This window comes from Archangium violaceum (assembly GCF_016887565.1).
GTDB lineage: Bacteria > Myxococcota > Myxococcia > Myxococcales > Myxococcaceae > Archangium > Archangium violaceum_B.
This window is the reverse complement of the sequence record NZ_CP069396.1, coordinates 1,756,044-1,779,052: the sequence shown is the minus strand read 5'-3', so window position 1 is coordinate 1,779,052 and position 23,009 is coordinate 1,756,044. Positions and strand designations below refer to the sequence as shown.

Below are 23,009 nucleotides of genomic sequence, written 5' to 3'. Positions count from 1 at the left end.
ACATACGGGCCATGCATTCCTCGCGTCTTGGATTCCTGGGTTGTGTCGTCCTGTGCGCGCTGGTGGCCGCCTGTACGCACCACGCGCCCCTCTCCCTCGCCAACTCCGAGCCGCCGCTGGCCCCTGGCGAGCACCAGCGCGTCCTCAATGGGGTGAGGCTCTACTACCGCATCGCCGGGAAGGCCTCGGACGAGCGCGCTCCCGTGCTCTTCCTCCACGGCGGCCCGGGCTACAACAGCTACAGCTTCGCCCGGCTCATGGGCACCCGGCTCGAGAAGGGCCGGCGCATGGTGTACCTGGACCAGCGCGGCTGTGGCCGCTCCGAGCGCCCCTGGGACGGCCGCTACTCCCTGGAGGTGCTGGTGGCCGACCTGGAGGCGCTGCGCCAGGAGCTGGGCGTGGAGCGCTGGGTGCTGCTGGGCCACTCCTTCGGCGCGACGCTCGCGCTGGAGTACGCGGCACGTCATCCCCAGCACATGGCGGGCATGGTGTTCGTGAGCGGCTTCTCGGACGCGTCCAGCTCGTTCGCCACCTGGAAGCGTGAGCTCGAGCGCCTGCACCCCGGGCGGGTGGAGGCCGCCGCCGCTCCCGAGGACACGTCGGACTACACCCGGGTGATGCGGGCGCTGCGCGGCATGGACGCCCAGTCCTTCTTCAACCAGCTACAGTTCCGCGACGCCATGTACCTCCAGATGCAGGAGGCGGTGGACACGGAGAGCGGCCTGCGCAACACGGGCGAGCTCTCACGCACCCTCTTCGCCAACGAGCTGCTCGGCTACCGCTTCTCGGCCTTCGACCGCATCACCGCGCCGGTGCTCGTCGTCGGTGGCCGGTATGACAACTCCATCGGCCTGGAGAGCATGCAGGCGCTGGCGAAGGCCCTGCCCCGCGCCACCTTCCTCGAGTACGAGCGGAGCGGCCACTACCCCTACCTGGAGGAGGCGGACCGCTTCGAGCGGGACGTGAGCCAGTTCCTGTCCACCCTGCCCTGAGGCCGCCCGCTCACGGACCCGGCGTGGTACGGCCCGCCGCGCCACCCACCTCCGTGGAGCCCACGACGCGCCGCTGGGCCTCGTCGAACTCGAGCTCCAGCAGCCGCCCCGAGCCCCGAGGCGCCAGGCCGAAGCGCACCCGCCAGTAGTTGGGGCGCACCCTCACGGCCTCGGCGACTTCCGCCACCTCGTAGCCCGAGGACGTGGCGTATTCCTGGCCAATCCGGATGACGTCGTTGTAGCCCAGCTCCTGCTGCACGGTGTTGGGCGGCTCGGGGTACATGCGCCGCTCCTGGGTCGGGCCGGCACAGCCGACACCAAGGAGGGCGGACGACAAGAAGAGGGCGAGTGCGAGACGTTGGCGGACCATGACGGTTCAAAGGTGAGCATGGTCCGTGCCACACGGGGCTCCCTCGGAGACTCGATGGGAGCCCGGGAGACCGGCCCGCAAGCATTGCACGCGCGGAATGCCGGGGCGGCTAACCCTTGGGGGTGGTGGCCACCGGCAGCGGCAGCTGCTTGTTCACCACCTCGTCGATGATGCCGTACTGCCGGGCCTCCTCGGCGCTCATGAAGTAGTCGCGCTCGGTGTCCTTCTCGATGCGCTCGATGGTGTGGCCCGTGTGCTTCACGATGAGGCCGTTGATGTAGGAGCGCAGGCGGAGGATCTCCTTCGCCTGGATGTCGATGTCGGACGCCTGACCCTGGGCCCCACCCAGCGGCTGGTGGATCATGATGCGCGCGTTGGGCAGCGCGTACCGCTTGCCCGACGCCCCGGCGAGCAGGAGCAGCGCCCCCATCGAGGCCGCCTGCCCGATGCAGATGGTCGACACCGGACACTTGACGTACTGCATCGTGTCGTAGATGGCGAGGCCCGCCGTCACCGAACCCCCCGGCGAGTTGATGTAGAGGTTGATGCCCTTGTCCGGGTCCTCGGACTCGAGGAAGAGCAGCTGGGCGACGATGATGTTCGCCACTTCATCGGTCACCGGCGTGCCGAGCATGACGATCCGGTCCTTGAGGAGCCGGCTGTAGAGGTCATAGGCGCGCTCGCCTCGGTGGGTGGTCTCGATGACGAAGGGGATGTTCATGGCCTCCCAACACTAATGCGCCTTCCCGCCCTGCGCCCGTGCGTTCTTCGCGGACCGTGCGCCAGACCACGGTCGGCCCTACGGCGCCGGGTCCTGGATGACCTCTGGAGTGTCTCCGGCTGGTCCCCCGCCCGCCCTCCGCCCGGACATGGCGCCCGCCCATGGCCGGAGTCCCCCACCCCACCCACCCTGTAGCTCTCGGAGGGTCCGCGCATGGGTCTGATGGGAGAAGTCGTCGGTCGGGCGGTGGGGACGCTGTGGGGGCCACCGTTCCGCGCCATTTCGGAGCTGCGCCACGCCCGCTCCCTGCACCCCGAGGGCATCTGCCTGCAGGCCGAGGTCGTCCCGGTGAGGACGGATCCGCCCTTCACGGACGTGGCCGAGCGCCTCGCGGGCCCGGCCTTCGTGCGGCTCTCCACCGCCGTGTGGCGGGGCGGGCGCGAGTGGCCGGACATCCTCGGGGCGGCGGTGCGCTTCCGGCACGACGCGCGCATCACCGAGGAGGCCTCGCCCCGCGACCAGGACATCCTCTTCGCCACCGTGCGCCACGTCTGGACGCTGGCCCCCGCGGCCTTCTCCACCCATGTCCACGACTGGCTCGCGAACGACTATTATGGGATCGCGCCCTTCACGGTGCGGGGGCTCGGACGGGCGAAGCTGCGGCTCACCTCGCCGCGCGACCTGCCCCGGAGGCAGGGCTCGCGGGTGCGGCGCCTGCGCGAGGCCATGAGCGAGGGCAACGCCCTGCTCACCTTCGAGGTGTATCCCCTGGAGCACGGGCTGCCCCACACCTGGACGCCCCTGGCGGACCTCCTCCTGCGCGCCGAGGTGACGCTGAATCCCGCGCGCCTGCGCTTCAATCCCTTCCGCGACGGGCTCGGCATCACCCCTCGCGGCTTCCTGCACGCCCTGCGGTTCCCCGTGTACCAGCAGAGCCAGGAGGGCCGCACCGAGCACTGAAGCGCGGGCGGCTCAATGCCCCGCCGCGTTCGCGCGCAGCTCGGCCTCGTGGCGGTACACCTCGGGCATGCCCACCCGGAGGAACACGGCCAGGTCCAGGTCCGGGAAGGCGGCCTGCACCCGCTGCACGGCCGCGGCCACCGCCTCGTCACGCACCGGCAGCGTGGGCTCGCCGGCCCGCACCAGCTCCACCACCTTCTCCAGGTACGCCCGCTGCCGCGCCAGCAGCTCCGGACCCGCGGACGGCCCCCGGCCCGGGTGCACCTGGCGGGGATTCAGCCGCGCCAGCTCCTCCAGCCGCTTCAGCCACTCGTGGTGGCGCCCCAGCTCCAACCACCCGTGGGTGCCGTTGGCCACCAGGTCCCCCGTGAACAGGTGCCCCTCCCACTCCACCACCACCTGCGCCTCGCTGCACCCCGCCCCCAGCACGTGCGCCTTCAGCTTCAGTCCGGCCGCCTCCAGCTCCGTCGTCTCCGCGCCGAACGCCTCCGGCCGCGGCTCCGCCTCCGGCCAGTCCGGCGCGTACCGGTCCTTGAACCAGCGCGTGCGCAGCTCGAACACCGCCGGAATCCGCTCGAGCACCTGCCGGGCCGTCACCACCCGGATGCCCCGCTCCTGGAACACGCCCGTCCCGTTGAACTTGTCCGGGTTGGGGTGCAGCACCACCGCCAGCACCACCTTCTTCCCCGTCTCCCGCTCCGCCAGCTCGATGAGCTCCCGCGCCGCCGAGGGCAGGAACTGGGTGTCGATGACGACCAGCCCCTCCGGGCCCTCGAGCCAATACGAGTTCGTGGAGAAGCCCCGGGGCTTGGAGGTGTAGACCCCCACCCGGGAGTCCTCCTTCAGTCGATGGGCGGTACCGTCGTAACGGCCACCGGGTGACGCGGCGGGGGCAGTGGCACAGCCCACCAGGAAGACCAGCAACAGGCTCGTCAGCGAAGTGATGTGTCTCATGGCGCGTATCGTGCGCCAGATCGGTCGTGGCGACTTTCGTGGGTCGGACGACTTTTTGTTCCAATCCGCCAAAAGCGCCCCGAGGCAGCCCCCTCTGTGCCCCAGATGCCAGAAGCCCTGCCGGTTCGTCCCATTGCCTACCAGGAGCAGGCGCCCCACCCATCAGGGTCATCATTATCCGAGGAGTGTCATGCCGCTGAATCTCGTCGTCATCTACGGCTCGGTCCGCACCGGGCGGCAGGGAATCCGCGCCGCGCGCTTCGTCCACCACGGCCTGGAGGCTCGCGGGCACACGGTGACGTTCGTGGACGCACTCGAATACCGGCTGCCCCTGCTGGATCGGCTGTACGTCGAGTATCCGCGAGGGAGCGCGCCGGAACCGCTGGAGCGGCTGGCGACGCTGTACCGCGCCGCCGACGCGTTCGTCCTCATCGCGGGCGAGTACAACCATGGGGTGCAGCCAGGGCTGAAGAACCTGCTGGACCACTTCTACGCGGAGTACCACTGGCGGCCGTCGGCCATCGTCTGCTACTCGGGCGGCGGTTTCGGCGGCGTGCGCGCGGCGATTCAGCTCCGCGCGACGCTCGGTGAGCTGGGCATGCCGAGCATCCCGAGCCTGCTGCCGGTCCCCAAGGTGCAGCAGGCGTTCGACGAGCAGGGCGTCCCCGCGGATCCAGCGTGGGAGAAGCGGTTCGACAAGTTCGCCAGCGAGCTGGAATGGTATGCCGAGGCCCTGAAGGCGCGGCGTCAGAACGGAGTGCCCCACACGCCCCTGGCGTGAGCGGGCACTACACCGGCCCGCGGCCCCGCCCCATCACCTCCCAGCGGCCCGTCACCTGCCCGCCGCGCACCGCCCACAGCTCGTCCTGCAGGTTCACCGAGACACAGACGTGGTTGGGCACCACCCTCACCCGGTCGCCCACGCGCGGCCTCCACGAGGTGCGCGACAGGTCCAGCATCCCGTGCTCCTCGGAGAGGGCGTGCACCACCACGTCGGGCCGGTCCACCAGCGCGCCATAGCCGCCCATGGGCAGCTCCTCCTTCGCCAGGGCCTTGGAGCCCGCGTCGATGACGGCCTGCCCCGCCACCGAGGTGCTCACCACCGTCGCGAGCACCGAGTAGGCCACCTCCTCCCAGCCGCACACGCCCGTCCACGCGCTGGCACGGTCGAAGAAGGGGGTGAGGCCCGGGCGGATCTCATTCATCCCCGCCACCTCGTGCGAGCGCCAGAGGGTGGGCGTGGAGCCGCCGCTCACGATTCCGGGCTTCAGCCCCGCGGCGCCCAGCGCCTCCAGGAACGTGCCCAGCCGCCGTGACACCTCCGCGAGCGCCGGGCCCTGCTCGGCCATCGGCATGCGGATGTGCCCCGGGTAGAACATCACGCCCTGGTACTCGAGGCCCTGCGCCGAGGCGGCCTCGCGGGCCAGCGCCACGGCCACCTCCGGCGTCTGCACGCCCACGCGGCGCATCCCCAGGTCCAGCTCCACCAGCACGCCCACGGTGCGCCCCGCCTCGCGAGCGGCCTCGGCCAGGCCGGCCAGCACCTCGCGCGAGTCCAGTCCCACCGAGAGCCGCACGCGCCGGGACAGCGCCATCAACCGCTTCAGCTTGGACGCCCCCACGGGCGAGTAGGCCAGGAGCACGTCCTCGGCCACGGCACCCATCACCTCGGCCTCGCGCGGCGTGGCCACCGTGACGCCTGTCGCTCCGGCCTCGAGCTGCCTCGCCGCGAGCTCCGGCACCTTGTGCGTCTTCGTATGCGGCCGCCACCGCAGTCCATGCTCGCGCGTGTACGCCGCCGCCTTCTGGAGGTTGGCCTCCATGCGGTCCACATCCACGAGCGCGGCCGGGGTCTCGATGCTGTCCAGGGAGAAAGGGCTCATTTGGACTCAGGCTCCTCGCGTCCACGGGCTACAGATTGCCGATCATCTTCTCCGGACGCACCCACTGGTCGAACTGCTCGGCGGTGAGCAGGCCCAGCTCCACCGCCACCTCCTTGAGCGTCTTGCCCTCCTTGTGCGCCTTCTTGGCGATCCTCGCCGCGTTGTCGTAGCCGATGTGCGGGTTGAGCGCGGTGACGAGCATCAACGAGCGCTCCAGGTTCTCCTTCAGCCGCCCCTTGTTCGGCTCGATGCCCACCGCGCAGTGCAGCCGGAAGCTGCGCATGCCGTCCGCCAGCAGCCGGCAGCTCTGCAGGAAGTTGTGGATGATGAGCGGCTTGAAGACGTTCAGCTCGAAGTTGCCGGACGCGCCTCCCAGCGACACGGCCACGTCGTTGCCCATCACCTGCGCGCACAGCATGGTGACGGCCTCCGACTGCGTGGGGTTCACCTTGCCCGGCATGATGGAGCTGCCCGGCTCGTTCTCCGGAATGGTGATTTCTCCGATGCCCGAGCGCGGCCCCGACGCCAGCCAGCGCACGTCGTTGGCGATCTTGAAGAGCGCGGCGGCCAGGCCCTTGAGCGCCCCATGCGCCTGCACCAGCGCGTCATTGGCCGCGAGCGCCTCGAACTTGTTGGGCGCGGTGACGAAGGGGTGGCCCGTGAGGCGTGAGAGCTCCTGCGCCACGCGCTCGGCGAAGCCCTTGGGGGCGTTGAGGCCCGTGCCCACCGCGGTGCCCCCGAGCGCCAGCTCGGACAGGTGCGGCAGCACGAGCTCCAGGTGCCTGCGCGCATGCTCCAGCTGCGCCACGTAGCCGCTGAACTCCTGCCCCAGCGTCAGCGGCGTGGCGTCCTGCAGGTGCGTGCGGCCAATCTTCACGATGTCCCGGAACTGCTCCGACTTCTCCGTCAGCACGTCGCGCAGCGCCTGCAGCTCGGGCAGCACGTTGCGCACCACCGCCTCCACCGCGGCCACGCTCATCGCCGTGGGGAAGACGTCGTTGGAGCTCTGCCCCTTGTTGACGTCGTCGTTGGGGTGCACCTTGCGCGCCTCACCCCGCTCGCCCCCCAGCAGCTCCGAGGCCCGGTTCGCCAGCACCTCGTTGACGTTCATGTTCGTCTGCGTGCCGCTGCCCGTCTGCCAGACGAGCAGGGGGAACTCCTCGTCATGCTCGCCGCCGAGCACCTCGTTGGCGGCCTTCACGATGGCCTCCCCCTTGTCCTTCGGCAGCGTGCCGTTCTCCATGTTGGCCGTGGCCGCGGCCTTCTTCACCAGCACCAGGGCATGGATGAGCGCCAGCGGCATCCGCTCACTGGAGATGGCGAAGTTCTGCCGGCTGCGCTGCGTCTGCGCTCCCCACAGGCGCTCGGCCGGAACCTCGATGGGACCGAACGTGTCCTTCTCGATGCGAACGTCCTGCTTGCTCACGTGCTTGCCTCCTCGGCTGGAGCCGGTGCGATAACACGCGACCCCCCGCCGCGCCCCGGTTCACCCTTCCATCCGTCTTGCGGTGGCGGCAGCCCCCGGACAGGATTCCGGAAGTGGACACTCCCAACGGCACCATCCGCGCACTGCTGCTCGCCCAGGAGCGGGGGACCCCCATGAAGCGCGTCCCCGAGGCCCAGGCCCTCGAGGGCCGAGGCTTCGTGGGAGACCGTCACGGGAAGAAGAAGCCCAACGGCAAGCGTCAGCTCCTGCTGCTCGACGAGGCCTCCCATGCCTCGCTAAGGCTCGGCGCGGGGGCGCTGAAGGAGAACGTGGTCATCTCCGGCCTCCCCCTGGAGTCCCTTCCACCGGGCCAGCGCCTGGCACTGGGCGCCGAGGTGGTCGTGGAGCTGACCGAGCCCTGTGTGCCCTGCTCGAAGCTCGAGCGCATCCGCCCGGGCCTCCTCAAGGAGTCCTGGGGCCAGCGGGGACAGCTCGCCAGGGTGCTCAGCGGAGGCACGGTGCGCGAGGGGGACGGCGTGCGCCTGCTCGACGTCAACCCCGACGCGCCTCGCCCCATCCGCCCCAAGCTGCCCTGAGTCAACGACTCCAGAGGCGCCCCAGCTCCAGGGCCAGCACCTCGAAGGGCTCGGCGTGCACCTTCGCCTCCCCCTTGTGCTTGCCCAGCAGCACCCAGTCACCACGCTCCAGCCGGTAGACCTCCAGCGACCGCACCGCGGGGTCCACGAGCCACAGGTGTTGAACGCCTTCTCGCGCGTACGACTTCTGCTTCTGGCCGCGATCCAGCACCGCCGTGGAGGGTGAGAGCACCTCGCAGACCCAGTCCGGCGCGAGCGTGAAGGCCGCCTCCTCCGGCAGCTCCGGCATCCGCTCCCGGCGCCATCCCGCCAGGTCCGGCACCAGCACCTCACGCCCCAAGTGCAATTCGGGCTCGTAGAGGAGCACCCAGCCCCCGGGGCCCTCTTCCCCCGCGTCCTGGTCGAATGAATCCAGTGCGTTGAAGAGTCGGCCCGCCGCCCGGGCATGCATCGGCCTCGGCCGGGGGCTCACGTGCAGCTCGCCCTCGATGATCTCACCCACGCAGTTGGGTGGGAGTTCCTCGAGGTCCGCGTATGTCGCTTCGCGCCGCGGCGGCTCGTCGCTCATTCCCACAGGATGCGGTTCTCCCTCGGCCACCGCAAGCCGACGCCCCCTCGCCCTTCCCAGTTCTCCGCTCATGCGCCCAGGATGCTCCTGACCTCTGACATCCTGTCGCTCCACGGCCCGGGCTCAACCCGGGTGACTCGATACCCTCACCCCGGCCCTCTCCCAGAGGGAGAGGGTGGACGTTTTACAAAATTACCAGCGGCCGGACGCCTCAGACCCTCCGCTCCACCCTCGGCTCCTCCTCCACCGCCCCGCTCGTTACCCTCGCCAGCCAATCCACCAGCCGCTGCACGGGCGCCTTCCCCATCGCCGACGGCGGCGTGAGCGCCCACAGCAGCAGGTAGACCATCAGCACCGTTCCCCCAGACAGCGCCAGCGCCACCACGAACGCCACCCTCACCAGCCCCACGTCCAGGCCCAGCTGCCGCGCCAGCGCCGTGCACACCCCTCCCAACGCCCTCCCCTCTCCTCCTCGGTGCATCCGCTCCGCCCCCGGCTGCCGCTCGCGGCAGTGCGGGCACCTCGTCGCCTCCACCCGGATGTCCATCCGGCACGCCTCGCACCGCTTCGTCTCGTCCATGGCTCCACTCCTCTAGGAAGGCCCACCCACCGCCGGCCTCTCTCCCTCCTCCCTACGCGCCACGTCTCCCCCCATTGCATCGCCCCCTCGCACACCCATTTTCAGTCCCGTCAATTTACAAATTTAATCCCGACCGTGTTGACATCCTTACAAAGCTGTCGACTTTTGAGCACGGGGGGTTCACACTTCCTCGGACCAGATACACATTGGTCCCCGTTGGGGCCTTTTACAACGCACCCCGTCAAGGAGCTTTGCATGGACGCGGCCAGCCTCTCCTCCTCCCCCTCCGCGCAACGTACCGAGGGACAATGTCCCCAGGTACAGGGGGTCTCCCTCCGAGGCCCCTGGTTGCCCGAATACGCGGACGTCCTCACCCCCCAGGCCCTCGAGCTGGTGGCGAAGCTGGCCCGGGCCTTCGGCGACCGGCGCGAGGCCCTCCTGGAGCGGCGCAAGCAGGTCCAGGCCGCCTATGACAAGGGCGAGCGTCCCCGCTTCCTCCCGGAGACGCGTGACATCCGGGAGAAGGAATGGACCGTCTCCCCCCTCCCCCAGGACCTGCTCGACCGGCGCGTCGAAATCACCGGCCCGGTGGAGCGGAAGATGATCATCAACGCCCTCAACTCGGGCGCCAACGTCTTCATGGCGGACTTCGAGGACGCCAACAGCCCCACCTGGGACAACGTGGTGCGCGGCCAGCTCAACCTGCGCGACGCCGTGCGCGGCACCATCAGCTACACCTCCGACAACGGCAAGCACTACGCCCTCCACGAGAAGACCGCCGTCCTCTTCTGCCGCCCCCGGGGCTGGCACCTGCTGGAGCGCCACCTGGAGGTGGATGGCAAGCCCGTCTCCGCCTCGCTCTTCGACTTCGGCCTCTACTTCTTCCACAACGCGCGCGCCCTCCTCGAGAAGGGCAGCGGCCCCTACTTCTACCTGCCCAAGATGGAGAGCCACCTCGAGGCCCGCCTGTGGAACGACGTGTTCCACCTGGCCCAGAGCGAGCTGGGCATCCCTCGCGGCTCCATCAAGGCCACCGTCCTCATCGAGACGCTGCCCGCCGCCTTCGAGATGGACGAAATCCTCTACGAGCTGCGCGAGCACTCGGCGGGGCTCAACTGCGGCCGCTGGGACTACATCTTCAGCTTCATCAAGAAGCTGCAGAGCGACTCCAGGTTCGTCCTGCCCGACCGCGGGCAGGTGACGATGGACAAGGCCTTCCTGCACAACTACTCGCTGCGCCTCATCCAGGTGTGCCACCGCCGCGGCGTGCACGCCATGGGCGGCATGGCCGCCTTCATCCCCATCAAGAGCGACCCGGCCGCCAACGAGGCCGCCATGGCCAAGGTGCGCGCCGACAAGTCCCGCGAGGCCCGCGACGGCCACGACGGCACCTGGGTCGCCCACCCGGGCCTCGTCCCCGTGGCCCGCGAAATCTTCGACCAGCACATGCCCGGGCCCAACCAGCTGGCCAAGAAGCGCCCGGACGTGAACATCAGCGAGGCGGACCTGCTCGCCATGCCCGAGGGCTCCCGCACCGAGGAGGGGCTGCGTCACAACATCCGCGTGGGCGTGCAGTACATCGCCGCGTGGCTCGGGGGCCTGGGCTGCGTGCCCCTCTACAACCTCATGGAGGACGCGGCCACCGCTGAAATCTCCCGCGCCCAGGTGTGGCAGTGGATGCACCACCGCGTCCCGCTCGCCGACGGCAAGCCCGTCACCCCCGAGCGCTTCCGCCAGGTGCTCGCCGAGGAGATGAAGCGCATCGAGGCCGAGGGCGCCACCGAGCGCTACGGCGCCGAGCGGCTCGAGGAGGCCCGGGCTCTCTTCGAGAAGCTCTCCACCGCGCCCCGCTTCGAGGACTTCCTCACCCTTCCCGCCTACGAGGCGCTCGTCTCGCACGGCTGAGTGGCCGTCCCTTTCCGCGGTTCCGTCTTTTCACCCGTACCTTTTCGCGAGGAGCCAACATGTACGACGCCGTGACGACGAAGAACGATGCGACCCCCCACGCCAAGCTCCACGCCCAGCGGTTCGAGGGCATCACCCGCAACTACTCGGAAGCCGACGTCGAGAAGCTGCGTGGCTCCATCCGCATCAGCTACACGCTCGCGGAGATGGGCTCCAAGCGGCTCTGGGAGCTGCTGAACACCAAGGACTATGTCCACGCGCTCGGCGCCCTCACCGGCAACCAGGCCGTGCAGATGGTGCGCGCCGGCCTCGAGGCCATCTACCTCTCCGGCTGGCAGGTCGCCGCCGACGCCAACACCGCCGGCCAGATGTACCCGGACCAGAGCCTCTACCCGGTCGACAGCGTCCCCAACGTCGTGCGCCGCATCAACTCCGCCTTCCGCCGCGCCGATCAGATCGACCACGCCGAGGGCAAGCACGACCGCTACTGGTTCGCCCCCATCATGGCCGACGCCGAGGCCGGCTTCGGCGGGCCCCTCAACGCCTATGAGCTGATGAAGTCCATGATCGAAGCGGGCGCCGCCGGCGTGCACTTCGAGGACCAGCTCGCCAGCGAGAAGAAGTGCGGCCACATGGGCGGCAAGGTGCTCGTCCCCACCAACAACTTCATCCGCACCCTCACCGCCGCGCGCCTGGCCGCCGACGTCATGGGCGTGCCCACCATCCTCGTGGCCCGCACCGACGCCGACAGCGCCAAGCTCCTCATGAGCGACGCCGACGAGTACGACCACGCCTTCATCGACCGCAAGGCCGGCCGCTCCGCCGAGGGCTTCTACCGCCTCAAGGGCGGCCTCGAGTGCGCCATCGCCCGCGGCCTCGCCTACGCCCCCTACGCCGACCTCATCTGGTGCGAGACCAGCACCCCGGACCTCGACCAGGCCAGGAAGTTCGCCGAGAGCATCCGCGCCAGGTTCCCCAACAAGCTCCTCGCCTACAACTGCTCGCCTTCCTTCAACTGGAAGAAGAACCTCGACGACAAGACCATCGCCAAGTTCCAGCGCGAGCTCGGCGCCATGGGCTACAAGTTCCAGTTCGTCACCCTCGCCGGCTTCCATGCCCTCAACTACGGCATGTACGAGCTCGCCCGGAACTACAAGGACCGCGGCATGGCCGCCTACTCCGAGCTCCAGCAGAAGGAGTTCTCCTCCGAGAAGGATGGCTACACCGCCACCCGCCACCAGCGCGAGGTCGGCACCGGCTACTTCGACAAGGTCGCCGAGGTCATCTCCGGCGGTTGTGCGAGCACCCTCGCCCTCAACGACTCCACCGAGGCCCACCAGTTCTGAAACCCGGTGATGGGGTTCAACCCGGGTGAGCGGATACCCTCACCCTAGCCCTCTCCCGGAGGGAGAGGGGATGGTGGCCGCGACCTTCGAGGATTCTTCTCGGGGGCTCGCGGCCTCTGTGTTCCTGGAGCCCAGCTCCACGACTCGTGCTCCCTGTTCCTCGAAGAGCTCGCGCACCCAGGGGTGACAGGTGAAGGCGATGATCTGGTGGCACTCGGAGAGGTGCGACAGCAGGGACAGCGTGCTCCTCGTCCGCTCCAGGTCGAAGTTCACCAGGATGTCGTCCACCACCAGCGGCAACGCCCCCCGCGTCTCCCCGAAGTCCTGGATGACCGCCAGCCGGAACGCCAGGTAGAGCTGCTCCCTCGTCCCTCGCGAGAGCTGCTCCGCGCTCCAGTCCCTCCGCCCATCGCCCACCCGTAGCTCCCTCCTTCCTCCCGCCGGGATGAACACCCGACGGTACCGGCCTCCCGTCAGCACCGCGAAGTGCTCCGAGGCCAGCTGGATGACCCGCGGCTGTTGCTCCTCCTCGAAGCGCCGGCGCGCCCTCGCCAGCAGCGTCAGCGACAGCCGCTCCGATGCATAGCGGGTCGCCAGCTCCGCCGCCCTCGCCCTCAGCCGCTCCTCCTGGATTCGCAACGCGGCCAGCTGCTCGTCGTTCTCCCATTGCTCCAGCTGGCTCCGCGTCGCGCCGTACTCGGTGTGCAATGCCTTCAGGCGCTCGGCACACGCGGGCTCCTGCATCCGCAGTTGTCCCAGCTTCTCCTTCAGTCCCTCCTCTCCCCCCAGGGACTCGATGGCCTCACGCGCCGACTCCTCCTCCAGGCCTGTCGCCGCCTCGATACGCTGGGTCAGCTCGCGCACGCTCCGCGTCAGGGACTCGAAGCGCTCCGCCTGCCGCGCCCGCTGCCGGAACGTCTCCTCCGACTCCCCTCCACCCCGTGCCAGCAACGCCGCCAGCGCCTGCTCCTCGGTCTCCTGGAGACGCGCGTGCCGGGCCCTATCCGCCATCCACTCGTCCCTGCGCGCCCGAAGCGCCCGTGCCTCCGCGTCCCGGGTCTTGAGCTCCTCCAACTCCGTGGACACCCGGGCGGCCACTGCCTCCACCGCGCCTCCCGGTAGTCCCGCCACCCGGGCCTCCTCCTGCAAGCGCGACACGACCGCGGCACAGGTGGCCTCGTCCGCCGCCAGCGCCCGTTCGTCCGCCCTCAGGTCCGCCAGCCGCTGACGCTGCTCGGCCGCGTCACGCCACAGTGCCAGCGCCCGCCCCGGGGAAAGCTCCACCGGAAAGCGCCTCGCGGCCAGCAACGCGGACAGCTCCGCCTGGAGCGTCCGGACCTGCGCCTCCGCCCGGCGCGCGGACTCCTCCGCGGCGTGGGCCTCGTGCGCCACCACGTCCCGCTCCGCCATGCGGGCCTCGTGCTCCCGGTCGAGGTGCTCCAGGCGATCCGCCTGCCGCAGCAGCTCGGTCATCGCCGCTTCCCGAGAGGCGAGCTCCGCCATCGGGGCCTCTGGCGGCACGCCCGCCTCCACGGCGGCCGCCGCCAGCTCGCGCTCCAGCCCGGCCACCCGCCCCGTCAGCACGTCCAGCGCCGACTGCACCCGCGCCACTTCCCGCGCGTGCAGTTGCTGGCGCGCCGTCCGAGCCTCCTCCAATCGCTGGTGGCTCTCCACCGCTCGCCGGTGGCCGAGCACCAGGGGGATGACGAGCAGCAGCGCCCCCACCAGCGCGAGCACTCCCGCCCCCACTCCCGCGTACAGCCCGAGGAGCACGGCCAGCACCACCGCGCCCGCCACGCCAGCCGCCACCGGCCAGGGGGCGGGTGTTGGCCCCAACCCGGGCTCCACCTGGGACCGGAGCGCCTCGAGCCGCTGTCTCTGCTCGGCACGCTGGCCCACCACCTGCTCCCGTTCCACGCGCAGGGGCCGCAGACGCCCCAGCGCCGCCTGTCGGCGACGGACCTCCATGACGGCAACAGGCGGCAGCCGGGCACGCTCCGCCTCCAGACGTGACAGGGCCCCATCGATACGCTCCAGTCCCAGGCGCGCCCGCCCGAGCGCCCCCTCCGCGTCCCGATGCTCCGTCTCCGCCCTCGCCAGACGGTCCGCCAGGGCCTCCAGGGTGCCTCGCGCCGCCGCCCCCAGCTCCAACGCCAGCAGGCCCGCGGCATCCACCTCCAGCCCCAACCCCCTCAGGGCCTGCTCCACCTCCCGGCGCCTGGACTCGAGCGCCGCGCGACGGCCCGGCAAGGCCCGCAGCAGCTCGGCCCTCGCCGTGAAGGCCGCCAGCGCCGAGCGCCACTCCCCCTGCCTCTCGCGCACTCCCGACGCTCCCGACAGCCGCGCCAGCTCGGCCTCACCCGAGGACAGCAGCTCCTCGATGTGCGCCCGCCGCGCCCTCGTCTCCTTCAGCCGCTGCAGCAGCTCCTCCAGCCGGGCCTCCCCTCCCACCGGGAAGGCCGTCAGGTCCGGCAGCCCGGCCAGCTCCGCCCGCGCCCGCACCAGCTCGCCCAGATCCCCCAACGCCGCCTCCAGCCGGGTCAGCCGCCCCAGCTCCCGCGAGATGCCGTCCCGCAGCACCGCCGCCTCCTCCTGCTGCCGGAACAGCGAGCCGAGCCGCTCGCGCTCCTCGGCATACCTCTCCGGGCGATCCTCCAGCGCGTGCAGCTTCGCCTTCACCTCCTCCAGCTCCTTCAGCACCTGGTTGAGCTCGGGGTTGCGCCCGCTCGGCTTGAACAGCTCGCCGGCCCGCTTCTCCAACTGCTTCTCCACCTCCGGCAGCCGGCGCGCGCCCCTCAGCCCGGCCGCGAAGAGCGCTCGGGAGACTCCGTCCTCCTCGGCCAGCTTCTCGAAGGTGGACAGCTCCTCCAGGCTGAAGGCGAACACCTCGCAGAACAGCTCCCGGGACACGTGCGCCAGCGCCTCGTCCAGCCGCGAGGCGAGCAGCTCGTGTCCTTCCGGAGCGTGTACCGTCGCCACCGCCCTCCCCCGCCGGTCCACCACGCGGCGCACCACCATCGGGCCAACACCCGTGCTCACGCACAGCTCGCCCCCGAAGGTCCCCGCCTCGGGCTCGTACCGGGGGCCCCGCTTCTCGAAGCCGAACAGCACGCCCCGAATGAACGCGAGCAGCGTGCTCTTGCCCGCCTCGTTCGGCCCGTACAGCAGGTTGAGGCCCGGCTTCAGCTCCAGCGCGTAGTCGGAGAAGTGGCCGAAGCCGTGCACGCGCACCAGGTCGATCCTCAGTCCCCCGCTCACGTCTCGTCCTCCTCGTGGAGCTGCTCCACCACCCGCAGCCCCGCCTGCTCCACCCACTCCGGCCGGGGTTTCTCCAGCGCGTCCACGCCCAGCCGCGACAAGCGCTGGCGCAGCGAGCGCAGTTCCGCGTCCTCCTTCCACACCGTCTCCAACGCCTCCGGGTCCGCGGCCAGGGCGTCGGCCTCGGCCAGCAGCGTCCCGGTGAAGCCTCCCGCCAGTCGCACCGTCTGGAGGTCCAACTCGGGCCGGCTCGCGTCGCGCAGGGACTCCAGCAGCACCGGCGGGTGACGCCGCGAGAGCTGCTCGCGCAGGTCCGCTTCCAACTGCTGGAGCGCCTCCGGCCGGGACAGCTCGCGGTGCAGCGGGCCCCGCTCCGTCAGCGTGAGACGCACCACGTGCCCGTCCAGTTCCTGCGCGCAGCTCGCGTCCACCTGCTCCGTTACCGCCGCCACGAGCCCATCCAGTGACCCGAGCCCCACGAGCGGCACCTCCAGCCGGTGCCAGCGCACCCGGTCCACCGGGACGAAGCGCCTGCGCGTCCTCCCCTCCTCCACCTCCACCAGCACGCAGCCGCGCTCACCCGGCTCGTTCACGTGCCGCCCCTGCGGGTTGCCCGGGTACACCGCTACCGCTCCGTTGGCGAGCGCGTACTCGGCCCGCGTGTGCACGTGGCCCAGCGCCCAGTAGTCCAGCCCGCGCGCCCCCAGGTCCTCCACCGTGCACGGCGCGTAGTTGGCATGGCCCTCCACTCCGCCCAGGTTCGCGTGCAGCAGGCCCACCGTGAAGTCCGGTGCCGTCCGCCGGAAGCGCGACGACAGGTTCTCGCGCACCTCCACCTCCGGATAGGAGATGCCCTGCACCCGGCAGAGCGCCCTCCCCTCGCGGCGCACCTCCACCTCCTCCCAGTCGGCGCCGAAGACCTTCACCGAGCCCGGCAGCCCCAGCGCCCCCGTGTCTCCGCTCAGCGGGTCATGGTTCCCGTGGACGATGAAGGTCTGGATGCCAGCCACGTGCAGCCGGTCCAGCTCGCGCCGCAGTGCCAACCTCGCGCGCACCGAGCGGTCCTTCGCGTCGAAGAGGTCTCCCGCCAGCAGCAGGAAGGCCACGTGCTCGCGCAGGCACAGGTCCACCACGCGCGAGAAGGCCCGGAACGTGGCCTGTTGGAAGAGGCTCAACAGACTCGAGTCCGCGGGGATGCCGCGGAACGGAGTATCCAGGTGCAGATCGGCCGCGTGGACGAACTTGAAGCGCATCGTGGGCCCGCACACTAGCCGTCCTGATAGCGTGGCCCCACGAACCCTGGGCGAATCCGGAGATCCGGCTCCACCGACCGGGCGCACTGCTCGGGCGGCCCCTGTCAGCGGCCCTCCTCGGGCCCCTGCGCTCCAGCCCGCCCCCCTCAACAGGCCTTCCATCCTTCCGTCACCGCGTAGCTCGGCGAGCCGTCTCGAGCGCACCTCGCCGAGGCGCTCGCCCTGGTAGCCGATAAAGGTGCTCGGTCACCAGGCAGACACACGCCCGCTCGTGGGAGAGGCTCGACGAGGGGGTCGGGCGGACATGGGCAGCTCACCAATCACATTCATCCGAGGCCTGCTCTCTCTGAGTGCGCACACGGAATGGGAGCTGGTGTTTTCAACCAACAACCCAGCAGTAAGAATCGAGGACGGACCCCATGACGAAAATCGTAGCTACCGAGGAACGTACCTTGCGGGTTCGGTCGCCGCTGAAAGACGTCTATCAGTTTTTCAATGATCCCGGGCTCATCAAGGAGGAAACCGCCGATGTCGAGCGGTTTGAGCTTCTCGAGGGCAACAGGGCGCACTGGATCCTCACCGAGAAGGTCGAGAAGGGGATCCGCTACCTGGCTGACTATACTGTCGAGTACCACGGCAACGGCACCGACCACGTGACATGGCGCACGATCGACGGGAATCTTGATACCCAGGGCGAAGTCATCCTGCGCCAGCTGGACGCGCCGAACACCGAGATCCGCTTCCGTGAGATGCTCGCCCCCGATCTGCCCATTACCAACCTGATGGCCAAGCTCTTCAAGCCGATCGTCGCGCGCGAGGTCAGGAAGGATATCGGCAAGTTCCTGGATCGTGTCGAGCACCGGTTCGGTCGCGCTGAGGGCTAAAGCATCGATTCTGCTCTTATTTATCGGCGATGGCCCCAGGTCGCCCAGCCATGGCTGTTTGGATATGAGAAACGCCTGATCAGAAACAAGTGGCCATGATGCAGACTGATTTTCATTCGACGCAGAATCTGGTCGATGTCGTCAAACGCAGAGCCCTCACCGAGGTCGACAGGGTCGCGTGCACGTTCCTCGAGGAAGGCGACGGCCAGGAGGCGCATATCACGTACGGTGAGCTGGATCGGCGCGCGCGCGCGACAGCTTCCATCCTGCAAGGCCTCGCCGCGCCCGGCGATCGGGCCCTCCTGCTTTATCCTGCGGGCCTGGATTATATCATCGCGTTCTTTGGCTGCTTCTATGCCGGGCTGGTCGCGGTGCCGGTGTATCCACCCGACCCGACTCGCCTCGAGCGAACCCTGCCCCGGCTCAAGTCCATCCTGAAGGACTCACAGCCGACGCTGGCCCTCACGACATCGTCAATCCTGGCCATGGCGGAGCAGCTCTTCCTCGGAGACAACGAGTTCGGCGCGCCGCAGTGGGTCGCCACCGACTCGATCGACGGCGCGGAGCGCAGCTACGTCGGGCCTGAGTTGACGGAGTCGTCGTTGGCGTTTCTGCAGTACACCTCCGGGACCACGCGCGACCCGAGAGGGGTGATGCTGACCCACGGCAACCTGGTGGAGAACCTGGAGGTGATGCGCCGCTGCTTCGGCATGAGCGATAAAGATCGGGTCGCCAGCTGGCTGCCGCCTTACCACGATATGGGGCTGATCGGCTCGATCCTCGTCCCCATCTATGTGGGCGCGCCGCTCGTCCTGATGTCTCCGATGCACTTCATGCGCCGTCCTTTTTCCTGGCTCAGCGCCATCTCGCGCCATCGCGTCACCGTGACCGGGGGACCGAACTTCGCGTACGAGCTTTGCTCCCGCAAGGTCTCGGAGGAGCAGCGGGCCACGCTCGACCTCGGTTGTCTCGAAGTGGCGTTCGTGGGCGCGGAGCCCATCCGCGAGCGGACCCTCGACGTGTTCGCGGAGACGTTTGGCTCCTGCGGGTTCGACCGCCAGGCTTTCTTCCCCTGCTATGGATTGGCGGAGGCTACGCTCTTCGTGACGGGCGCCTCGAGGAAGACTGGCTTTCGAGTGCACTCCTTCAGCAAGCCCGCCTACGAGCAGAAGCGCGCCGTCGCCGTGTCACCTGACGCAGTGGAGCGCATCGAGCTCGTCGGCTCCGGCGCCGCAGGCCCCGGGTTCGAGGTGGTCGTCGTCAACCCAGACTCCGGTACCCTTTGCGGCGAGCACGAGATCGGCGAGATCTGGATCTCGGGCCCGAGTGTGGCGCGAGGCTACTGGGGCCGCTCCGAGGAGACGAGCGCGACGTTCCATGCCGAGCTGGTTTCAACGCCGGCGCACCACGACGGGCGGAAGTTCCTGCGCAGCGGAGATCTCGGGTTCCTCCACGACGGCGAGCTCATCGTCTCCGGGCGGCTCAAGGATCTCGTCATCATTCGTGGCCGCAACCACCATCCTCAGGACATCGAGGCGACCGTGGAGAGCTGCCATCCGCGGATCCGGCGCGGCTGCTGCGCCGCATTCTCCCTGGAATCCCAGCCACGAACGAACCCGAAAGGAGCGGAGTCTGAACGGCTCGTGGTGGTGGCGGAGCTTGCCAAGGGAGTCGATGGAGACGGGGACACCCAGGAGGCCCTGCTTGCGATCCAGCGAGCAATCGCCGAGGTCCACGAGATCCGGGTCGACAACATCGTGCTCATCATGCCGGGCACCATCCCCAAGACGTCCAGCGGGAAGATCCAGCGGGGCGCCTGCCGAGAGGGATTCCTCGCCGGAACGCTGAGCGAGATCGCGCGGAGCGCGCTGACGGGGGCCGCCGCTCGGGAGCCGGCGCCGCGGAATGAAGAGGTTGGCACGACCACCGCGGGCAAGACGGCAGCGGAGATCGAGCGATGGCTCATCGATTATGTGAGCCATGGCTTCGGCCTTCCGACGACGCACATCGAGCGCACATCGCGCCTCACAGACCTCGGGCTCGACTCGGTGGAGGCGGCCCTGCTGGCCGGAGAGCTCGAGACCTTTCTGGATCGCCCCATCCCGGCGACGCTAATCTGGGAGTTCCCGACGATCGATCTCATGGCCCGCCATCTGGCGGGAGAGCCGGTCTCGATGGGGCGCCCTCACCATCACACCCGGGAGCTCGCCCCGTCCGAGGCGCGCCGGCATCCCTATACAGAGTACCTCAATCCGTACCTGAGCAAGCTCCTCGAGCGGTTCAAGCTCGACAAGAGCTTCGTCCGCGGCTCGGGCTGTGACCTGTATGACGCGGAGGGACGGCACTACCTCGATTTCGTGGCCTCGTACGGCGCGCTTCCCTTTGGCCACAACCCGAAGGAGCTCTGGGCGGCGCTGCTCGCGGCCAGGGAGAGCGAGAAGCCCGGCTTCGTCCAGCCCTCGCTGCTCGCCTCCGCGGGAGAGTTGGCACGCCGCCTCATCGGCGTGGCACCCTCGGGGCTGCGGTACGTCACGTTCGCCAACAGCGGCACCGAGGCGGTGGAGGCCGCGATCAAGCTGTGCCGCACCAACACGGGGCGCCTCGGGATCCTGTCCACCGCCGGCAGCTTCCACGGCAAGACCCTGGGCGCGCTGTCCGCCACCGGGAACGCCAGATACCAGCACAACTTCGGCGCGCCGGTACCGTTCTTCCACGGCATACCCTTCGGGGATATCGAGGCGCTCCGGGACGCTCTCCTGGAGAGGCCCGCCTATTATGCGGCTTTCGTCGTGGAGCCGATTCAAGGCGAGGGGGGCATTGTCGAACCGCCGGTCGGCTATCTCGCCGCAGCCAAGAAGCTCTGCCGGGAGGCGGGGGTGCTCCTGGTCTTCGACGAGGTCCAGACCGGGCTCGGCCGGACGGGGACGCTCTTCGCGAGCAGCGCGGAAGGCGTGGAGCCGGACGTAATGGCGCTGGCCAAGGCGCTCGGCGGGGGGCTGTTTCCCATAGGCGCCTGCATTTCTTCGGAGGAAGCCTACAGCGAGGATTTCGCGCTCAAGCATTCGTCCACGTTCGCTGGAGGCACGCTGGCCTGCGAGGCGGGGCTGGCCACGCTCGAGCTCCTGGAGCGAGACAACTTCGCCCTGGTCAAGCAGGTCGCGGAGAACGGAGCCCGGCTCAAGGGCGCGCTGCTCGAGTTACAGCGCCGCTATCCGAGGTTGATCAGCCAGATCCGCGGGCGGGGCTATTTCCTCGGCATCCAGCTCGGCGTCAATCGTCGGACCTGGCCGTCGAGCATCCTCGCTCTCGCCGCCGAGGAGGGCGGCCTCGCGCCGATCTTCGCCAGCTATCTCCTCAACGTCGAGGGCGTGCGCATCGCCCCGACGCTGAACAGCACCGACGTCCTACGCATCGAGCCTCCGCTCACGGCCACATGGCAGCAGTGTGAGGTCGTGCTCGGCGCGCTCGAGCGGGCCCTCGCGGTGTTCGACACGGGAGACACGGGCCGGGTCCTCGGCTCGATCCTGAGCAGAGCTCCGCGAAGCGCGCCGGAGGTCATGGCGCGCACCATGCCCCGTGCGCCGATCCAGCCACGCCCAGACGAGGGTCGCTTCGCCTTCATCCTGCACCCACTCGATCTGCGCAGCTACGCCAGCTTCGACTCCACGCTGGCCACGGTTGGCGCCGCGGATCTGGAGAACGCGGCCAAGATCGTTCACGGCACGGGCAAGCCCGCGATCGTGGGCGAGACCCGGATCGTGGCGAAGAGTGGGCGCTCCGCCTATGGCGAGTTCATCCTCGTCAGGCGCACCGCTGACGAGCTGATGGCGATGCCTCGCGAGGCTGCCGCGAAGGAGGTGCGTGGCGCCGTGGAGCTCGCTCGCGGGCGCGGGGCTCGAATCGTCGGGCTGGGGGCCTTCACGTCGATCGTGACCCACGGTGGCTTGACGGTGGCGGAGAGCGACGTCGCCGTGACCACCGGCAACACATTCACCGCGGTGTCAGCGCTGGAGGGCGTGCGCCTGGCTCAGCGTACCTGGCGCCCGGAGGTCACCGCGCCGGCCGTGGCTGTTGTCGGCGCTGCCGGCGCGATCGGACGCGCCACGGCGATCCTCATGGCGGAGGACGCCTCCCTGCTGATCCTCATTGGCAACCCGCTCCACGGCAAGGAGCATAGCCGGAGCCAGCTCCTCCGCGTCGCCGGGGAGGCGTGCCGCTACCTCGCCGTCGAGGCGAGCCGCAACGTCGTGTTTCGCAGAGGCACTCTGGCGCACAGGATGCTGACCTCAGGACTCCTGCGGTCCCCCGACTTGTCGCAAGAAGAGCTCACGGTCATGGCAGAGCAGATGGAGCGTGATGGCCTCTTCCTGGTTGCCTACGGCATGGGCGAGGTCCTCCCGCTCGCGGATGTCGTGATCCTCGCCACGAACGCCACCACAGCCCTCGTGAAGCCCCACCACCTGGGACAGAACGCGCTGGTGTGCGATCTCTCTCGTCCGAGGAATGTGGGCCGGGAGGTCCAGGAGGCGCGGCCCGACGTCCTGGTCATCGACGGCGGCGTGATCGAGATCCCAGGGAGGCCCGACATCGGGAGCTTCGATCTGGATCCGGGCCTGACCTATGCGTGCATGGCCGAGACGATGATGCTGGCCCTGGAGCAGCGGTACGCCCACATGAGCCTCGGCGCGAACATCGACGTGGCGGGGCTCAGGCTCATGCGCCAGCTCGCCGATCTGCATGGATTCAAGGTTGCCGCCTTGACGCGCACGACATGGCCCCCGAAGGTCGCCAACAGCCATCCCTGAGATTCAAACTCAGATTGGAGCTCGCATGGACAAGCACAATACATTTCATACCCGAGCGACCTACAATCTGGTGCGCCTGGATTACCTCGTCCTCCTCATCTTCTGCAGCACGCTGGTGCTGGTCCACGCGAGGGAGGTGCGGTGGTTGCCGTTCGTGATCGCCTTTGCCTGGATCGATCTGGTGGGCGTGCTCCCAGCCTATTACGTCTACTACTTGCGCCGCTCCGGTGAGCACCGCAGCATCCACCCGATATTTTATTTTCTTTACAACACCTGCCACAGCGTCGGGACCAACGTGGTCGTGACGCTGGTGTGGGTCGTGCTTCACGGTGGCTGGGAGTGGGCGATGCTCGCCGCCCCCATTCACCTCTGCGGGGATCGAGCGCTCTTTGGCAACATCTACAAGCCCCTCGGGCTCTCGTTCGAGCCAGTAACCTTCAAGGACTTCCAACGGTTCCTGGCTGAGTACAAGAAAAAGGGACGGTGGTAGACGGCGGCGAGCCTGCCG

General features: G+C 69.2%; 18 protein-coding genes. 9 read left to right on the top strand and 9 right to left on the bottom strand.

The features are described 5' to 3' along the window. Positions 1-11: 11 nt before the first annotated feature. Positions 12-992, top strand: a complete 981-nt coding sequence (locus tag JRI60_RS07585; RefSeq protein ID WP_204225180.1) for an alpha/beta fold hydrolase — start codon at positions 12-14, stop codon at positions 990-992. A 10-nt stretch (positions 993-1,002) separates the two neighbouring features. On the opposite strand, the gene JRI60_RS07580 is transcribed toward JRI60_RS07585, so the two are convergent. Both JRI60_RS07580 and clpP read right to left on the bottom strand, forming a co-directional pair. Continuing rightward, positions 1,003-1,362, bottom strand: a complete 360-nt coding sequence (locus JRI60_RS07580; protein WP_204225179.1) for a hypothetical protein — start codon at positions 1,360-1,362, stop codon at positions 1,003-1,005. Positions 1,363-1,471: 109 nt separating this feature from the next. Next, complete coding sequence (gene clpP / locus JRI60_RS07575) at positions 1,472-2,083, bottom strand: ATP-dependent Clp endopeptidase proteolytic subunit ClpP (protein WP_204225178.1); 612 nt, start codon at positions 2,081-2,083, stop codon at positions 1,472-1,474. A 213-nt stretch (positions 2,084-2,296) separates the two neighbouring features. On the opposite strand from clpP, the gene JRI60_RS07570 reads away from it, so the two are divergent. Then, the gene (locus JRI60_RS07570) at positions 2,297-3,043 is read left to right on the top strand and encodes a hypothetical protein (RefSeq protein WP_204225177.1); all 747 of its coding nucleotides are present in this window, start codon (positions 2,297-2,299) and stop codon (positions 3,041-3,043) included. 12 nt (positions 3,044-3,055) lie between these two features. Here the strand turns inward: JRI60_RS07570 and JRI60_RS07565 are convergent, their stop codons facing one another. Continuing rightward, the gene (locus JRI60_RS07565; RefSeq protein ID WP_204225176.1) at positions 3,056-3,997 is read right to left on the bottom strand and encodes an MBL fold metallo-hydrolase; all 942 of its coding nucleotides are present in this window, start codon (positions 3,995-3,997) and stop codon (positions 3,056-3,058) included. Positions 3,998-4,187: 190 nt separating this feature from the next. Between JRI60_RS07565 and JRI60_RS07560 the strand changes: the two genes are divergently transcribed. Then, positions 4,188-4,778, top strand: a complete 591-nt coding sequence (locus JRI60_RS07560) for an NADPH-dependent FMN reductase (RefSeq protein WP_204225175.1) — start codon at positions 4,188-4,190, stop codon at positions 4,776-4,778. Positions 4,779-4,785: 7 nt separating this feature from the next. Here the strand turns inward: JRI60_RS07560 and JRI60_RS07555 are convergent, their stop codons facing one another. Both JRI60_RS07555 and fumC read right to left on the bottom strand, forming a co-directional pair. Continuing rightward, positions 4,786-5,880 (bottom strand): D-TA family PLP-dependent enzyme, encoded by a 1,095-nt coding sequence (locus JRI60_RS07555; protein ID WP_204225174.1) that lies wholly within the window; start codon positions 5,878-5,880, stop codon positions 4,786-4,788. A gap of 28 nt (positions 5,881-5,908) precedes the next feature. After that, positions 5,909-7,306, bottom strand: a complete 1,398-nt coding sequence (fumC, locus tag JRI60_RS07550; RefSeq protein ID WP_204225173.1) for a class II fumarate hydratase — start codon at positions 7,304-7,306, stop codon at positions 5,909-5,911. A 113-nt stretch (positions 7,307-7,419) separates the two neighbouring features. Here fumC and JRI60_RS07545 point away from each other — a divergent pair, with 113 nt between their 5' ends. Beyond that, the gene (locus JRI60_RS07545) at positions 7,420-7,902 is read left to right on the top strand and encodes an MOSC domain-containing protein (RefSeq protein ID WP_204225172.1); all 483 of its coding nucleotides are present in this window, start codon (positions 7,420-7,422) and stop codon (positions 7,900-7,902) included. 1 nt (position 7,903) lies between these two features. On the opposite strand, the gene JRI60_RS07540 is transcribed toward JRI60_RS07545, so the two are convergent. Together JRI60_RS07540 and JRI60_RS07535 are read right to left on the bottom strand one after the other, a co-directional pair. Then, positions 7,904-8,470, bottom strand: a complete 567-nt coding sequence (locus tag JRI60_RS07540) for a Uma2 family endonuclease (RefSeq protein WP_204225171.1) — start codon at positions 8,468-8,470, stop codon at positions 7,904-7,906. Positions 8,471-8,681: 211 nt separating this feature from the next. Then, on the bottom strand, positions 8,682-9,050 hold the full coding sequence (locus JRI60_RS07535) for a PspC domain-containing protein (RefSeq protein WP_204225170.1): 369 nt from the start codon (positions 9,048-9,050) through the stop codon (positions 8,682-8,684). Between the two features lie 255 nt (positions 9,051-9,305). On the opposite strand from JRI60_RS07535, the gene aceB reads away from it, so the two are divergent. Together aceB and aceA are read left to right on the top strand one after the other, a co-directional pair. Next, a complete protein-coding gene (gene aceB, locus JRI60_RS07530; protein WP_204225169.1) occupies positions 9,306-10,955 on the top strand; it encodes a malate synthase A in 1,650 nt (549 codons plus the stop codon). A gap of 59 nt (positions 10,956-11,014) precedes the next feature. Further along, on the top strand, positions 11,015-12,301 hold the full coding sequence (gene aceA, locus JRI60_RS07525) for an isocitrate lyase (protein ID WP_204225168.1): 1,287 nt from the start codon (positions 11,015-11,017) through the stop codon (positions 12,299-12,301). Between the two features lie 39 nt (positions 12,302-12,340). Here aceA and JRI60_RS54390 read toward each other — a convergent pair whose 3' ends face one another. Together JRI60_RS54390 and JRI60_RS07515 are read right to left on the bottom strand one after the other, a co-directional pair. Continuing rightward, positions 12,341-15,559 carry an AAA family ATPase gene (locus JRI60_RS54390; protein ID WP_204225167.1) on the bottom strand — a complete coding sequence of 1,073 codons (3,219 nt, stop codon included), beginning with the start codon at positions 15,557-15,559 and terminating at the stop codon, positions 12,341-12,343. Beyond that, the gene (locus JRI60_RS07515) at positions 15,556-16,812 is read right to left on the bottom strand and encodes a metallophosphoesterase family protein (RefSeq protein ID WP_204225166.1); all 1,257 of its coding nucleotides are present in this window, start codon (positions 16,810-16,812) and stop codon (positions 15,556-15,558) included. Before JRI60_RS07515 ends, JRI60_RS54390 begins: the two co-directional genes overlap by 4 nt. Before the next feature lie 419 nt (positions 16,813-17,231). On the opposite strand from JRI60_RS07515, the gene JRI60_RS07510 reads away from it, so the two are divergent. From JRI60_RS07510 to JRI60_RS07500, 3 genes are all read left to right on the top strand, one after another. Next, on the top strand, positions 17,232-17,696 hold the full coding sequence (locus JRI60_RS07510) for a hypothetical protein (RefSeq protein ID WP_204225165.1): 465 nt from the start codon (positions 17,232-17,234) through the stop codon (positions 17,694-17,696). A 95-nt stretch (positions 17,697-17,791) separates the two neighbouring features. Continuing rightward, positions 17,792-22,501: an aminotransferase class III-fold pyridoxal phosphate-dependent enzyme gene (locus JRI60_RS07505; protein WP_204225164.1), complete on the top strand. Its 4,710-nt coding sequence runs from the start codon at positions 17,792-17,794 to the stop codon at positions 22,499-22,501. Positions 22,502-22,526: 25 nt separating this feature from the next. Continuing rightward, on the top strand, positions 22,527-22,991 hold the full coding sequence (locus JRI60_RS07500) for a hypothetical protein (RefSeq protein ID WP_204225163.1): 465 nt from the start codon (positions 22,527-22,529) through the stop codon (positions 22,989-22,991). Positions 22,992-23,009 lie beyond the last annotated feature (18 nt).